This window comes from Streptomyces sp. NEAU-174 (genome assembly GCF_052665095.1).
In genome coordinates this window covers 62,160-75,924 of record NZ_JBQTCE010000021.1, presented here as the reverse complement: position 1 = coordinate 75,924, position 13,765 = coordinate 62,160, and the positions used below count along the sequence as shown (strand labels likewise).

Genomic DNA, 13,765 nt, shown 5'->3' with positions numbered 1-13,765 from the left:
AACCGCGGCGCCCCGCCTCGCAAGCGGGGCATGCCTCATGGCCGGGCCGCGCCTGCCGCCGGGCCGGGGTCGCCTCGTTCCGGATGGGGCGGCCCCGGGGCCCGCCAGCGCCGAGGCGACGTCACCGTGGGCTGGCGAGCCGAGCGGAAGGTAGGGGGCACAGGCAGTTTGTGTCGCGGAGGCGTCTTTCACGCGCCGATCAACGCGTGCTGTACTATTTGGAGTGGCTGGGAGAGCAACCCAGCTTCCCGGGCCTAGGTGTAACAGATTCCGGCGGCTGTCGTACTTCTTGGCAACGCCCTCTGCACCCCGCCTGGGGAAGACCCGAAAAGCCCTGGGCGTAGCCTTGGGCGAGAAAGGACCAGGATGTCGCACGAGGACGCCGATCAGAAGCCGGACATTGCCCTGCCTCTGAGTGACGCGGCGCTGCTCTCGGTCTTCGCCAAGCTGTTCAAGGCGCACGTCGTCCCCGCGATCGACGATCGGATCGCCACGGTCAAGGCCCCGCTCCTCGATGCCTACGACGGGCCCACCGGCCAACGCAGCGTCGACGCCAAGGTCAACGGCATCGCGGTCGCTACACACACGGTGGCCATCTCCAAGGACAAGTACGAGGTCGGCGACGAGGAAGCGTTCACCGCGTTTGCCGAGGAGCACGGCGAGATCGAGGTCATCATCCAGGCTCGGCCCGCGTTCCGTGACGCCATGCTCAAGCGCGCCACCTACGACAAGGACAGTGACACCGTCGTTGACAAGCTCACCGGCGAGGTGATCCCCGGCGTCAACCACATCCCCGGTGGCAAGCCCACCGGCACCGTGACCCTCTCTTGGAAGCCCGGCGGTCAGGAAGCCGTGCTGGAGGCGTACCACAAGGGGCAGCTCGACGGACTGCTGCGCGGCATTCCGATGCTTCCTGCCGCCTCGGTCCGCGACGGCGAGCAGTAAGCGCGTACCGGCCGTACGACGGCCCGGCCGCACCTCCGCCGCCGGGCCCCAGCCCGAAGGACCACCGCCTTGTCCACCCGTACCGTTGACGTTGCTCCGGTGCTTGCCGGAGGCATATCCGATCGTGCGTTCCGCTTGTACTGCTACCTGGTGCTCTACAGCAGGGGCTGCTGGGTCACCGTTCAGGACGCCGCTGATGCGTGTGGCCTGACGAACCACCAGGTCCGTGAACCCCTCTCCGAACTGCGTGAGGTGGGCTTGGCAGAGTCCCAGCGCGTGTACGAGACGGGCGACCACGGCCGCAAGACGTGGCACACCTACTTCCGGCTCGTAGAGACGACCAGCGAGGTAGAAGCGTGACCGCCAACCGCAGCGCGGTGCGCGTCAACCGGCGCACCCACTTCGTCCAGATCGAGTCCAAGACTGCCCGCGACACCCGCCTCAGCTACAGAGCGCTCGGCATCCTGACGTACTGCCTCGACCAGCACGACAGCTGGAACGTACGGTCCGAACAACTCGCCCGCGGAGAAGGACGCGAGGGGCGAGACGCCGTCCGCAAGGCACTCCACGAGCTGGCCGCGCACGGCTACTACCGGCTGGAGCGGCGCCGTTTCCTCGACGGTAGGACGGCCATGGGCGCCGCGATCAGTGAGTACCCCGTCGATCAGTGGGCTCAGGACTACGTTGTCTTCGGCGGGAAGCTGGACGTCCCTGTCGTCGAACAGCAGGACGGTTCGTTCTGCGTCCGCTACTCCGATGACAGCCTCGGCTCCGATGGCTTCGGACCCCACCTGGACTCGCCTGTACCGGACCCCGTGCCCTCCGCGGACGCCTCTGAACCGGAGCCGAAAACGCAGCCGCGCGCGGCTCCTCCGGCTGCCACCTGCCCCACTGCGAAGAAGAAGGCGGGGCAGGGCAAGGCCCCTGCGGATGCGGAGAAGACGAAGACGGCGAAGGAGAAAACGCCTGGCGAGGCAGTTGCCACCTGGTACTACGAGCACGCCACGCAGCACCTCGGACCGTATGCGGGTAAGCAGAAGTCCGGGTGGTACATGGGCCTCCGCAAAATGACCCAGCAGGCCCTGGATGCGGGATACACGCAGAAGCAAGTCGCCAGAGCATTCCAGCGCACGGGACTGCACTTCCCTTCGGCTGCCCAGTTCCAGCGGGCTCTGAGCGACGAGCGCAACAACAAGCCGATGCCTGCCCAGTACGGCGGTCGCCCCGCCCCCTACAGCGATGCCGCGACCTGGGGGGCGAGCATCGCGGGCGGGCCGCCCCCCGCGGGCACCCCCGAGGACCCCGACGACGGCGCCGCGTTCGGCATCGTCCCCGCTTGATGAGGAAGGAGAACGAGCGGTGAGCACCCTGGAGGCTGCGCAAGAGCCGCGGCACCTGTTAGAGGTCACCGACCACGTCCTGGAGATCCTGCGGCGCGGCGGCGCGGACCTGTCCCAGCTCGGCATGCCTGCTCCCGCGGACGAGGACAGAGGCGAGCTGTGGGAAGACGTCGCTGTCCCGCAGGCCAGCGCCCGCGCACTCGCCTGGAGGAACAGCATGCGTGAGGCCGCGCATGACGACTACCTGAAGTGGCGATTCGCTGACCTCGACGCGAACCAGCACCCGAAGGTGCTGCGCGGATGGCTGAACTCGCTGGTCGAAGCGAAGAGGCACGGGGCCCGGCCGACCACCATGCACCTCATTGCCCCGGGCAACATCGGCACGGGGAAGACGACCGCACTCGCCGCTCTCGGCAACGAGGGCAGCGAGCAGGGCCTGCTCGTGCGGTTCATCAAGCATGCGACCTACCTGACGTGGCGCCGCCCCGACGGCGGGCCGGGCGACATGACGGCCTACACGGTTCGTAAGCGGCACGTGGAGGCGGACCTGCTAGTCCTCGACGAGCTGTGCGGCGAAATGGACAGCGTGGCAACCGAGTTCGCACGCCGTGAGACAGTCGACCTGATCGACTCCCGTCTCTCCGCGGGCAGGCCCACCGCGTTCTCCACGAACCTGCGACGCGACAACATCGCCGCCGTCCTCGGCGAGCGGTTGCTATCCCGGATCGAGGACCGCGCTTACCTGGTGAAGATCACCGGGCCTGACCGGCGCACGCCCAGGAAGCCGCTGGACTGGTGAACCGCGGGCCGTCACACATCCGGTGGCGGGCCGTAAACGAATCAAGGGGAAGCGCCACCGGCGGAGAACGCTATATCGTTTGGGCAGCCCGAGGACCGACGAGCATAGGCCCTTCGGGAAGACCCGAACGAAAGGGATTTGTTGTGCCCAAGCTGCCTACTTTACGAGCCATCACCCAGGGTGAGCGGGAGCTGCGGGATTGGCACCGCAACCTCCGCTTCGGAGCGGCGGCCGCGGGCTTCGGCATGATGCTCGCCTCCCTGTACCAGCTCCATTGGGCCGGGAAGCTCATCGGTTTCCCCACCTTCGCGGCCGGCGCAATGGCCGGATCGCTGGAACTGCTCCTCGCCTTCAACGCCGGGGCGGTCACCACGATCCGCAAACGCACCGACCAGGGCGCAGATGGTGGCTACTACTGGTCGCTGTGGGGCATCTTCGCTTTCCTGCTGTGCATCTCGATCGCCGCGAACGTGGGACACGCCGTGGTCGCGCTGTCTGAGTGGTTCAGCACAGGCACCGCCCCGGCCGTCATGGTCGAGAACAAGGCGTACGTGTATGCGGTCGGCAGCGCCGTCGCCGCGATGGTGCCACTCGGCGGCAGCTTTGGCCTGCACGTCTCCGGCTTCGTCCGGGCGCGCGGAGCCGGATCGGACTGGGTCGATGCGGACGGGACCAGCGCACTTCTCGACCCGGCTGCGGCCGCGCCCGCTAACCAGCGCAAGGCCGCCCCTACACCCCGCCCGGACACGAAGGTCTCGGCCCAGCCCAAGGGCCCGGCGCCGACGCCGCTCACCAAGAATGACGAGAAGCGGCCCGACCTCAGGGCCGAGGAGACGGAGAAGCCTCAGGAGGAGGCGGAGGGCACACCGGAGATCAACCCGGTGGAGATCGTCTCCGAGGAGGACCTGTACGCCATCTACAAGGCCGCCCGGAATGCTGGCGAGCGACACCGGTTCGGACCACGCGGCGACCTGAACAACTCTCAACTCGGCCGCCGCCTGGGGCAGAGCCCGCAGAACGGCCGGAAGAACGTCGGCCCGCGGTTCGAGTCGCGCTACGACGCGGAGAGGCAGGCGGAGCAGGGCGAAGGAGTGGACATGGACAGCCTTGCGGCTGGTAACGGGGCCACTCAGGCATCCTGATTTTCCACACCTTCACGACATCGCGGCGGGCGCACCGGCATCGGGTCGCCCGCTGCTGGTGATCGGACCGTTGATGACTCGGGGGCATGCCTCTGCTCGGGACAGCACGCGCGTAGCCGGACTTGTTCGACCCGGCCCCGGCAGGGCATGAGGGGCTGACTCCGATGCCCTGCGAGCGCATCGAGTGGCGCAGCGGCTGTGGGGGCTGATGCGCGGACCGCACTGAAGATGGTTTGACCCGAGACAGAGGATCAGCGCAGCAACGCCTCCAGCTGAGTTAGCAGGACGAGTGCGGTCAGCTCTTCGTCTTCGGAGCAGAGCTTGCCCTCCTCTTTCCGGAGGCACGCCTCCAGTAGGAGGATAAGGGTGGCCCTTGCCGAGTTGAAATGAGGCAGCTTTCCGAACGTCACGGGAACGTCAGAGGACAGGTCCAGCGCCTGGCGAATCTCGGTTTCGCTGTACTTGCAGGTTTTTTCGTCCCTGTTGACGGCCACAACGTATGTCATGCGAGCGGCTTCCAGGTAATCGAGAGGTGCGAAGGCGTCTTCCAGCGATGCTGGATCAGCAACAACTACCGCACCAACCGAACCGCGGACCAATGAATCCCAGGATAGGGTCGGTGTCCGCTCTGCGGGAGCAAGGCAATTCAGCTCATCCGTCGGCAACGTGATGCACCCGCGATAAACCGTGTGCCATTGACGCACGAGCGTGCCGGGACACGATTCAGGCACGCGGCTCTCGTGGACATCGGTCAGGCTTCTGATGAAGTCGACTGCTCCTGCCCGGACACCACCCGCAATGAGGATCTTTTGCATGCGGGGGAAGTATTCGTGTGCTTCAAGGGTGGACGAATCCGATGCCGGGTCCTCGGACATCCAGGCCATAAGCTCCGTCAGACCCTCCTCGGACTCGGGCGTCGAATCCTCGTCGAGCACACGATCGAGCTGGCTGAGGACGTCGCCAATGGCGGGCCGCCAGTGCGGTGCAGCGTCATTGGAGTCGAACCCGTAGGTCTTGTCGTTGTCGCTCATCGGATCCCCCCCTCAGTCGAAACCATCAGCGACCACTCGGAGGGAAAGACCACTTCGTCTCCGAACTCCCTGACCAGCGCTCGCCGCGCGTTGCTCAAATGGGCGTGGACGGTCTTGGGGCTCAGCCCCAGGTGATCAGCGATCTCGCGGCTGGTCCACTCCGCATACCACCGCAACAACGCCACTCGCCTCTGCGCCCGGGACATCGAGTTGATCACCATCCAACACCTGAGGAGAAGCAGGTTGGACACTGCTGCTCGGGGTGTATCAGAGGCGGCGACTTCGAACTCAACATCGGGCAGGGGCACCTGTCGTCTCGTCACCCCCCAGTGGTCGAAGACTTTGTTTTTCACCACTCGAAACAGCCAGGCCCGCTGACGGTCCCGGCCGAGACAGCGCAACTGCTCCCAGTTCAACGCTGCGGCTTGGAAAACTTCCTGGATGATGTCCTGCGCTGTATCGGGCTCGCCATATAGCAGACGCGTGGCGAAAGATCGCAGCTCACCTGTCAGCTCCCGGTATAGGGAAGCTATCTCGGCCCGATACTCACCCGAGATGCGGCTCACTGGCCTCCCTCTTCCTGGGCACCTGTGGCATTGCGCGTGGTTCCGTCTCCGACCCAGACGCAGAACGCCGGCCCGACGATGCTGCGGCCCTGAGCCAGTCTCGTCCCCGTTGGGGCTCGCGTCGTGATAGCAACCAAGGTCTTCCGCCGTGAACGCTCCGCCAACAGCTTTAAGCCTCCCGCGCTGAGCGACACAGCACCAAGGACCAGCCACGCCGACTGATCCAGCACTACCTCCCACACAATGACCCGTCCCCGTAGTCCGATGTCCAGATGACTGTCATACCTACACATCGTCCGACTCCCCGAAAATGCCTATGCCCCAGCACCAGAAATTTTCACTTCATCGCTGTACGCACGCCTCCCCGCCAGACCTGCCAGGTGGGAACGGGTCTGGCTGTCCTCCTGCGGACCCCGATGGGGAAGATCGTGCAGGCCCTCGGGTGGCAGGGGGTGGGGGGCGAGCACGGGGACGCGGTGAGCGAGTGGCAGTCCGTGTCGGCATCGACGTACCAGGGTGCCGCGGACGACGCGCGCCGCCTGGACGCCTGGTACCGGCGGCACCGCGACGACAGCGATCCGACTGGAGATCCGGCGTTGATCTGCTGCAAGTGGATTGAGTATCCGCCGATCTGCGCTAAAATAGTACAGCACGCGTCGGGGCTAGAGCTTAGGGCCCTGCGCGCCGCAACATCCGGGAGAGCAACCCGGACGAAGACCTGAAGTGAAAGGCCCCCTTCGTGGCTGGAATCACCGCGCCGCAGCGCACCCGCAAGAGTCGGAAGCCCACCGGCAAACCGAACCCACCGATCGTGTTGCTCACAGGCCCGGAGAAGACCGGCAAGAGCTACGAGGCGGCCAAGGCATCCGGCTCCGACTTGATTGGCCGGACGTACTGGATCGAGATCGGCGGTACCGAAGGGACTGCCGACTACTACGGCCGTGTCCCCGGCGCCGACTACGAGATCGTTGAGCATGAGGGGTCGTACCAGGACATCCTCGACGCGATCCGCTGGGTGAATGTTCAGCCCTGCATTGACGGCAAGCCGAACCTGCTCGTCATCGACTCCATGACGTCTCTGTGGGACATGCTCAGCGACGAGATCGCCCTCTTCGCGCGCAACCGCGCGATCCGCAAGGCACAGCGCAACCGCTCCCGCGTGCCAACTCTCGACGACCCGGTGGTCGTCGACTCCGACCTGTGGAACAGGGCCAAGGACCGCTGGGGCGCGGTGTTGTGGCTGTTGCGCCGCCACCACGGCCCGTGTCTGCTGATCGCCCGGCAGGAGATCGTTACCGCTTTCGAGAACGACAAGCCGACCCGTAACACCACCCGAAAGGTGAAGGCTGAGAAGAACCTGCCTGCCGCCGTCGACGCCGTTGTGGAACTTCACTCGCTCGGTGAAGCGTGGCTCACCGGTGTCCGTACCCTGCACATGAAGATCCAGCCGGGCGAGACCCAGCGGTTCCCCGACTTCAGCGTCGACTCACTGCTGCGGCGCCTGGGGTTGCAGGACGCGGCCGAGACCCGCTCGGTTTCTGAGCTGCGACCGGATGCCGATTTGCAGGAGCATGGGCAGCAGACCTCACAGGCCGAACTGCCCCCGGTCACCGCGCGGCAGGCTCCGGCTTTGACCGGTGCCCAGGCCGCCGGTCTGATCCGCGATGCCTTGATGCACCCCACCGAACCGGAGACTGCTCTTCGCGAGCTGCGCGTGGAGTACGGCCGTCGCACGCTCAAGGCCGTGCACACCGAGACCGGCTGGGGGCGGATGAGCGCCGACGCGCTGATCACCAAGTCGCTCGACCACCTCAAGGAGAAGGCGGACGAGGCAGCGGGCGAGCACGGCGTCCAGCCCGGCGAGCATTCGGACCCGGTCGGGCAAGCACATGGCCAACAGGAGACGACCGCCGCGGACGAACCCGCCTCCCTCGAGGAGGGGGCGCCGCCCTCGGGCCCAGCCGAGGAACCGCCGGTGCCCGAGCAGCCCGAGGAGATCAGCGAGGCCGAAGAGCCGCAGGACCTGCCCCGGCCCCGGCCTGCCCAGGTGAACAAGGCCAACAAGGTCCTGGCGGTGCTGCTCACCGAGGCGGAGATCCAGGCCCGCATCTTGGGCATGACGATGCAGGAGCACTTGGAGGACGTCTCGGGCCCGGACGAGGGGATGCCGCCGCCGATGACGAAGCTGAGGAAGCACGTCATCGACCACCGCCCCGCCGTAATCGGTCTGTTGGAGGAGCGTGGCGAGCGGGAGATCGCCAACGCTTACCGGCTCGCGGGCAAGCCGGAGCTGAAGATCGCCCAGATCTTCGCGACGCTCTACACCGACCTTGCCACGGTCGGGTGAGGTGACGTGATGTGACGCGCAGCAGGCTCCCCTGATCCGCCGGGATCGGTATGGTCCGGCGATCGCGCATCACGTCACGTCATCTTCCGGTGGGCACGTGTGCGCAAATTCAGCCATACGCAGGCGCGCCTTCGCTGTCTCCCGGTGGCGCGCCCCGGCAGCCGCAACGCGTGCTCCACCGCGCTATGACGGCGCGCGCCCGCGAGCAGGCCGAAGCGCGCCAGGTGTCGGCTCCCAGAGCGCGCGGCCGCGCCCCGTGCCTGGACGGGCGCGCCTTCGTCTGGGTGGCGCGCCGGACCAGGCGCGCCACGCGCGCGTGCGGCGTAGCGTCGAGGCGCGGGTGCGCCCCGACTCAGGCGCGCGCCTCCAGATGGCGTGGCCTCTTCTGACCTGCAAATTCGCCAGGCGCGCCACCCGTGCTGCCTCTTGTCCGGCTGTCGCAACCGCCCGGTCGGTGCGGGCACACCAGTGTGAGTGTGCAGGCGCGCCTATGTCATCCGATGCGCGCCACCGGAAAGCGCCCGACTCGGGCATGAAGAAAGGGCGCGCCCAGGTGTGCGCGCCCAGGATGGAGGAGGTTGCGTCGTCAGTTCGCCTGGCGCGCCGCCGCCCGCTTCTCGTAGCGCCGTTGCCGGCGCACCTCCTCGCGTGCCTTCCGCGCGTCGGCGCGCACCGCGTTGAGCAACTGGGAGAACTCCTCTGGGTACTTCTCGGCGAGGAGACGCATCGCTTGGAGCCGGTGATTCGGCGCGGTCGGCATCCGACCCCATCGCGCCACTGAGTAGTTCAGCGTGTACTGCAAGAACCGCAGCTCTGCTTCCAGCCGCGACCGGAGCTGGGTCACGCGCGCGTGATGCGCTTTGCGTGACTCGCCCTCCTTGGCGGGCAGGTACTGCTCCGGGACGCGCCTCATCTGCACGGCCACGGCCTGCGTGCGGGGAGCAACCTCCGGCGAGCGGAACGCGAGGCCCTGCACGTAGTCGCGGCCGGGCCGCGTGCTGCCGGCGACCTGCTGGACGAATGCCAGCCACTCCGCGGCGAACGCCTCGTCGTCGAGTTGCGCCAGGTATTCCGCCTCGTCCACGGCGAGGTCTTCGATCGTGTCGACGATCGGTTGCCGTGCCGCCTGGAGCTGAGTGCGGAAGGCGTTCATGCGGGCCTGGTACTCGCGCTTCGACTCACCGTCGCGGCGGGGGAGCGCCGTCTTGAGTTCACGGGCGACGCGGTCTGCGGCGGCGAGTGTGCGGCTCGCCACATCCGGTGACCGGAAGGCGGCAGCCTGCACGTCGCGCGGCGCCAGCCGGTCGACGCCACCCAGTACGTACGTTGCCCATGCCTCGAAGAACGCCTGGTGCGACATCTCCTTGAGGCGCCTTACCTCTGCCGTGACTTGCTCGGCAGGCGGCTGCGCGTCGGTCATCCCCGCGGTTCCTCCTGGTCTTAGCGACTTGCTGCGCCGCCGGACCGCACGCGGCGGCCGGTGGGTAAACGATGGCCGCCTCGCAACCGAACCCACCCCGTGTGCCGGGTCGTCGCAGGAGCAACCACTGTTCCGGCCCTGGGCGCTCTGCACGCGCGCAGTGGTCTCGGACTGTGTGTCTGCTGGCCTAGACCCCGGAGGAAAGGGAAAACCAAACCCCTGGAGACCAGCAGCAGCCCTCAACGCGGTGAGTTCGGCGGCGAAGCGGCCACCTTGTTGCGGATGATACCTGCCGGCGTTCTGGCGGGTTACCGGACGCGGTGCTATCCGGCCTGTCCCGAGCGCTTCGGACTGGTAGCCGACTCGATCGCAGGGGCGACCTTGCTCGGCTTCCAGATCAGGTCGTACGTGGACTGCGAAGCTGCGAGGACGGCGGTGATTGTGGCGAAGGTCATCGTGCCGTGCTGGAACTGCTCCCAGCCGCCGGAGGTCGCCACGGTGATGACGCCCGCGACCAGGGCGAGGACGACTGCCACCATCTTCTTCACCTCAGCCGACCAGGCCGGGCGCTGCACGAGGGCGGTGATCAGCGGGAGGAGGGCGCCGACCTGGGCGCCGGTGGTGATCGAGTCGAGGGTCGACATAGGGATTCTGCCCTTCTACTGGGGTTGTAGTGCGGACAGAGCGTGCGGGCGCCAGCGTCCTTGTGTCGCGTGCTGGGTTTTACGAGCTGTCGCGGTCGGCAATGTCGGCGGCGATCTCGTCGGGAGGCTCGGGCGGCGGAGGGTGAGGTATGCCGCGGGACAGCAGATCGCGCAGGATGTGGATGTACTCGATCGCGGCGGCTTTCCACCGGCGCCACTGCCGCTGCTCTTCTTGCAGGTGCTCGACACGGCGCTCGAGGTCGCTGTACTTCGCCTCAAGGGACGCCATCCGCTCCAGGGTCTGGTTCGCCGCTGCGCGCTGCTGCTCCAGGAGGCTGGTGAATCCGTCGGTGACCGTCTTCACCGCAGCCACCTGGGCATCGCTGTCGGTCTTGCGCCTGGTCTGTCGGTACACCAGCCAGGCACCGCCCAGTGCGCCGATCATCCCGAAGAGGGGAGCGAGTACGGGTGCCAGCGACACGAGCCCATCCACTGGCTCTCTCCTCGGTCGACCGGTCGTGTGGGTGCGCGGAGCAGGGACCGATGACCGGTCCGCGGCTCCTCGCGCGTCGTACGGTGCAGGACCTACCGGTTTGTGTCCTGTCCTGGAGATCAGGTCGCGCTGGGGTCCACCAGGGCGGGGGTCACTCCTGCGGTGATGTTCCAGGCGTCCTTCACCGCGGTGATGAGCTGGTCGTCGGTGACGGCGTCGCAGAGCGCGGCTGGCTCTGGGCTCGGGGCGCCGGCCGCCGCGGTGAGGACGGTCTCGCACGTCGCGATGACGGGCGTGAGTCCGTTGGCTCCGGTCAGGTCGCTCGGGTTGAGGACCGAGCGTGCGAGGCTGACGCGCAGCGGGTTGCCTGGTGTGGCAGGGTCCTCGTCGAGGACCTGGCGGGCCACGTAGGTCCAGGCCATGCGGACGCGGGCAGCAAAGGGACCGTAGAGAGCCAGGGTGTGCATAGCGGTGAGGGAGAGGGCGGGCACGGCGGTTCCTCCGGGATTACTTGGTGTAGGTCACACGCAGTCGCGGGGGGTTGGTCTGGCCGACACCGCGGGCGATGCCGTAGTACGTGGAGCTGGTGCTGTTGGGGTCCAGGGCGATACCGCGCCAGGATGTGCTGTCGAAAACGCCGGTGATGTCGACCCACTTGCCCTCGTTGCGCTTCCACGAGATTGTCTGCGACTCCGAGTCGCTGGAGAACGCGGTGGGGCGGGAGGTGTGCTTGTGGGCCTTGATTACGGCCTTCCCACCGGCGTTCGAGTACCAGTGCTCGAAGTAGAGATAGATCTCGGCTTTGATGATCTTGGCCCCAGACAGATCGGCGCTGAGCGCTGAGGGGAACCCGACCAGGGCGGCTTGTGTCCCGTTCCCCGAGCTGTAGTAGCCCTGCACGCACCGGTTCCCGTAGGAGCTGTTGTACGAGCTGCGGTTGGCGTACGAGCCGCTCCAACTCGCCGCGTAGGTCTTGCTGTATTTCGTCACTGGAGGTGTCGCCGTACCGCCGCCGGTGTTGTAGCCGCCGGTCTCTGGAATCCGGGGGCCGATGTCCTCGACGTAGTACTTGCCGAGGCTCCCGCTGCCGCCGGAGAGCGTTACCGTCTGGCCGGTGGGCTGGTACGCGTTGGCGAAGGTGATCAGGGTGCGGTGCATCCCAGCGCCGAGGTCCGAGCCGAGGGCGATGTGCTCCAGCCGGGCCGTGAAGCTGTTCCCGAGCGCCATGTGGTGGACGGCGATGTGGAGCTGCTTGCTGGTGATGGTGGGCGCCTCGGCGGCACCGTCGCGGAGCCGGAGCTGGAGCTCTCCTCCCGCGGCCGAAGGGTTCGCGCGGGCCTCGAACACGAACCGGTACATGCGTTCGGGGTCCGCCTCGAAGTCCAGCTCGACGAACCCCATCTCGCTGCCCGATGCGGTGACGGTGCTGGACTGGTAGTCGATGGCAAGGATGCCGCGCGGGAGCTGGTTGAGGTATTCGGTCCAGTCGCTGCCGCCGACTGTGAGATTTTCCGCGACGGCGAGCCGCTGGAAGCCTGCCCCGCCATCTTGATCGATCGTTGCGACGGGGGTGCCGTCCGTGGCCAAGGTCAGATAGTTGGGGCGGCCGGTTACCAGGGCGACAGCCTCTTGTCCGGCGGAGTCGTAGAGAAGAAGGCCCTGCGGCGAGAGTTCGGCGCGGGCCCCGGCAACGCCCGACGCGAGGACGACCCGACATGAGGCGTTGTCGTATGCCACGCAGCCTGCGGTGGAGTCCACGGTGGAGCAGGCGACGCGGACCTGAGTCGTTCCGGCGGGAGCCGCGGCGTCCGGCACACCAGTCAACCGCTGCCACGAGCCGCGCACCGCGTCGGCGTCGCCCGTGGTGATGGTGCTGTATCCGAGGACCTGGCCGTTGGCGTCCTGCCACTGCGCGTAGAAGCTGATCCCGGTGCCGGACCAGTCCTCCGAGGCGAGGTAGTCAATGGTCAGCCACATCTTCTGCCCAGGAACGGCTGGCTGGACGGCCAGGGTCATGGAGCGCGTGATCGCAGTGGGGTTTGCGGCGTTCACCTGGAGCGCCTTGGGGGTCTCGTTGCCGGGCGTCACGATCGACCAGTACGGGGAGGCAGCGACGCGCTGTGCGCTGATGGCGTTCTCGAAGGACGGGTCCGCGATGATATTGCCGTCGGTGCCCAGTGCCAGGCGGTCCGCAGTAAGGGCTCCAACCTTGATGTGGGTGGCGTCGATCGACCCGGCAAGGATCTTGGAGGCGGTGACGGCGTTCGCCGCGAGCTTGTCCGTCGTCACGGACAGCGCGGCCAGCTTGTCCGCCGTGACGGCCAACGCCGCGATCTTCTCGGCAGTGATCCCGAGTGCGACGATCTTCTCCGCCGTGACTGAGTTGACGGCCAACTGGTCGGTACCGATCGCGCCGAGCTTCACCTTGGCCTGTGATACGGCCTGTGCAGCGAGCTTGGTTTCGTCGATGATCCCGTCGATCAGGTCCTTCGGCACGGCCTGCCGAGGAGTGCCCTGCACGGCCGTCGACGGCGGCCCGGTGATCGAGGCGGTGTTCTGCGCGACGAGCCTCACCCAGATCGAGTCGTAGCCCTCGACCGCCACGGTCACGGTGCCACCGAGCACTGCGGTGATCGTGGCGACGAGGGTGGTCGGGTCCAGGGGGAAGTCCTCGGTGGGGCCGAGGTGGACCTGTATGAGGGAGAAGTCCGTGGGCGTGGCGTACGAGTCATCCCACGTGCCGTCCCAGCCGACGACGAGTCCGGCCAGCACCGGCTCGACGGTCGGCGGCATTGGGGTCGGCGGAGGGTCCGTGTGGACCGGGACCAGAGCGACACCGCCATCGGGCTGCACGCCGACGCTCCCCTTGAGGTTTCCGTCGGCGTCGTAGATGTCCATGGTGCCGCCCTCGATAGAGGTGTGGGCGGCCTGCGTGGACCGTTCGAGGGCCTTGAGGCGGCGGTCGTACTCGTCCAGGAGGGCAGCAAAGCGCCGGGCATCCGCTTGCGTGTCCAGGAAGGTGACCATGACGCGGGATG

At 67.2% G+C, this 13,765-nt stretch carries 14 protein-coding genes; 7 read left to right on the top strand and 7 right to left on the bottom strand.

What is annotated here, in order from left to right; translation table 11 throughout:
- Positions 1 to 366: 366 nt before the first annotated feature.
- The 5 genes from ACT2CW_RS42075 (at position 367) to ACT2CW_RS42055 (ending at position 4,226) form a co-directional block, all read left to right on the top strand.
- A complete protein-coding gene (locus tag ACT2CW_RS42075; RefSeq protein WP_445520387.1) occupies positions 367 to 945 on the top strand; it encodes a hypothetical protein in 579 nt (192 codons plus the stop codon).
- Between the two features lie 69 nt (positions 946 to 1,014).
- Complete coding sequence (locus ACT2CW_RS42070; RefSeq protein WP_445520386.1) at positions 1,015 to 1,305, top strand: hypothetical protein; 291 nt, start codon at positions 1,015 to 1,017, stop codon at positions 1,303 to 1,305.
- Entirely contained in the window at positions 1,302 to 2,285 is a 984-nt protein-coding gene (locus ACT2CW_RS42065; RefSeq protein WP_445520385.1) for a hypothetical protein, read from the top strand. The genes ACT2CW_RS42070 and ACT2CW_RS42065 overlap by 4 nt, the downstream gene beginning before the upstream one ends.
- Before the next feature lie 19 nt (positions 2,286 to 2,304).
- Positions 2,305 to 3,084, top strand: coding sequence for a hypothetical protein (locus tag ACT2CW_RS42060; protein WP_445520384.1), 780 nt, complete (start codon positions 2,305 to 2,307; stop codon positions 3,082 to 3,084).
- 143 nt (positions 3,085 to 3,227) lie between these two features.
- Entirely contained in the window at positions 3,228 to 4,226 is a 999-nt protein-coding gene (locus ACT2CW_RS42055; protein ID WP_445520383.1) for a hypothetical protein, read from the top strand.
- 251 nt (positions 4,227 to 4,477) lie between these two features.
- Here the strand turns inward: ACT2CW_RS42055 and ACT2CW_RS42050 are convergent, their stop codons facing one another.
- Complete coding sequence (locus ACT2CW_RS42050; protein WP_445520382.1) at positions 4,478 to 5,257, bottom strand: hypothetical protein; 780 nt, start codon at positions 5,255 to 5,257, stop codon at positions 4,478 to 4,480.
- Positions 5,254 to 5,823 (bottom strand): RNA polymerase sigma factor, encoded by a 570-nt coding sequence (locus ACT2CW_RS42045; RefSeq protein ID WP_445520381.1) that lies wholly within the window; start codon positions 5,821 to 5,823, stop codon positions 5,254 to 5,256. Before ACT2CW_RS42045 ends, ACT2CW_RS42050 begins: the two co-directional genes overlap by 4 nt.
- Positions 5,824 to 6,239: 416 nt before the next feature.
- Between ACT2CW_RS42045 and ACT2CW_RS42040 the strand changes: the two genes are divergently transcribed.
- Both ACT2CW_RS42040 and ACT2CW_RS42035 read left to right on the top strand, forming a co-directional pair.
- On the top strand, positions 6,240 to 6,545 hold the full coding sequence (locus ACT2CW_RS42040) for a hypothetical protein (protein WP_445520380.1): 306 nt from the start codon (positions 6,240 to 6,242) through the stop codon (positions 6,543 to 6,545).
- An 89-nt stretch (positions 6,546 to 6,634) separates the two neighbouring features.
- Positions 6,635 to 8,170: a hypothetical protein gene (locus ACT2CW_RS42035; RefSeq protein WP_445520379.1), complete on the top strand. Its 1,536-nt coding sequence runs from the start codon at positions 6,635 to 6,637 to the stop codon at positions 8,168 to 8,170.
- A gap of 586 nt (positions 8,171 to 8,756) precedes the next feature.
- On the opposite strand, the gene ACT2CW_RS42030 is transcribed toward ACT2CW_RS42035, so the two are convergent.
- The 5 genes from ACT2CW_RS42030 to ACT2CW_RS42010 form a co-directional block, all read right to left on the bottom strand.
- Entirely contained in the window at positions 8,757 to 9,590 is an 834-nt protein-coding gene (locus tag ACT2CW_RS42030; RefSeq protein WP_037947024.1) for a hypothetical protein, read from the bottom strand.
- A 323-nt stretch (positions 9,591 to 9,913) separates the two neighbouring features.
- Positions 9,914 to 10,234, bottom strand: a complete 321-nt coding sequence (locus ACT2CW_RS42025) for a hypothetical protein (protein WP_445520378.1) — start codon at positions 10,232 to 10,234, stop codon at positions 9,914 to 9,916.
- A gap of 79 nt (positions 10,235 to 10,313) precedes the next feature.
- A complete protein-coding gene (locus tag ACT2CW_RS42020; protein ID WP_037947015.1) occupies positions 10,314 to 10,727 on the bottom strand; it encodes a hypothetical protein in 414 nt (137 codons plus the stop codon).
- Positions 10,728 to 10,846: 119 nt separating this feature from the next.
- On the bottom strand, positions 10,847 to 11,218 hold the full coding sequence (locus ACT2CW_RS42015; RefSeq protein WP_157856910.1) for a hypothetical protein: 372 nt from the start codon (positions 11,216 to 11,218) through the stop codon (positions 10,847 to 10,849).
- A 16-nt stretch (positions 11,219 to 11,234) separates the two neighbouring features.
- A complete protein-coding gene (locus ACT2CW_RS42010) occupies positions 11,235 to 13,754 on the bottom strand; it encodes a hypothetical protein (protein WP_445520377.1) in 2,520 nt (839 codons plus the stop codon).
- Positions 13,755 to 13,765: the final 11 nt, after the last annotated feature.

Coding starts and splice junctions, on each gene's coding strand:
- ACT2CW_RS42030 (WP_037947024.1), bottom strand. CDS start 9,590: ATGACCGACGCGCAGCCGCCTGCCGAGCAAGTCACGGCAGAGGTAAGG.
- ACT2CW_RS42075 (WP_445520387.1), top strand. CDS start 367: ATGTCGCACGAGGACGCCGATCAGAAGCCGGACATTGCCCTGCCTCTG.
- ACT2CW_RS42025 (WP_445520378.1), bottom strand. CDS start 10,234: ATGTCGACCCTCGACTCGATCACCACCGGCGCCCAGGTCGGCGCCCTC.
- ACT2CW_RS42010 (WP_445520377.1), bottom strand. CDS start 13,754: ATGGTCACCTTCCTGGACACGCAAGCGGATGCCCGGCGCTTTGCTGCC.
- ACT2CW_RS42040 (WP_445520380.1), top strand. CDS start 6,240: ATGGGGAAGATCGTGCAGGCCCTCGGGTGGCAGGGGGTGGGGGGCGAG.
- ACT2CW_RS42050 (WP_445520382.1), bottom strand. CDS start 5,257: ATGAGCGACAACGACAAGACCTACGGGTTCGACTCCAATGACGCTGCA.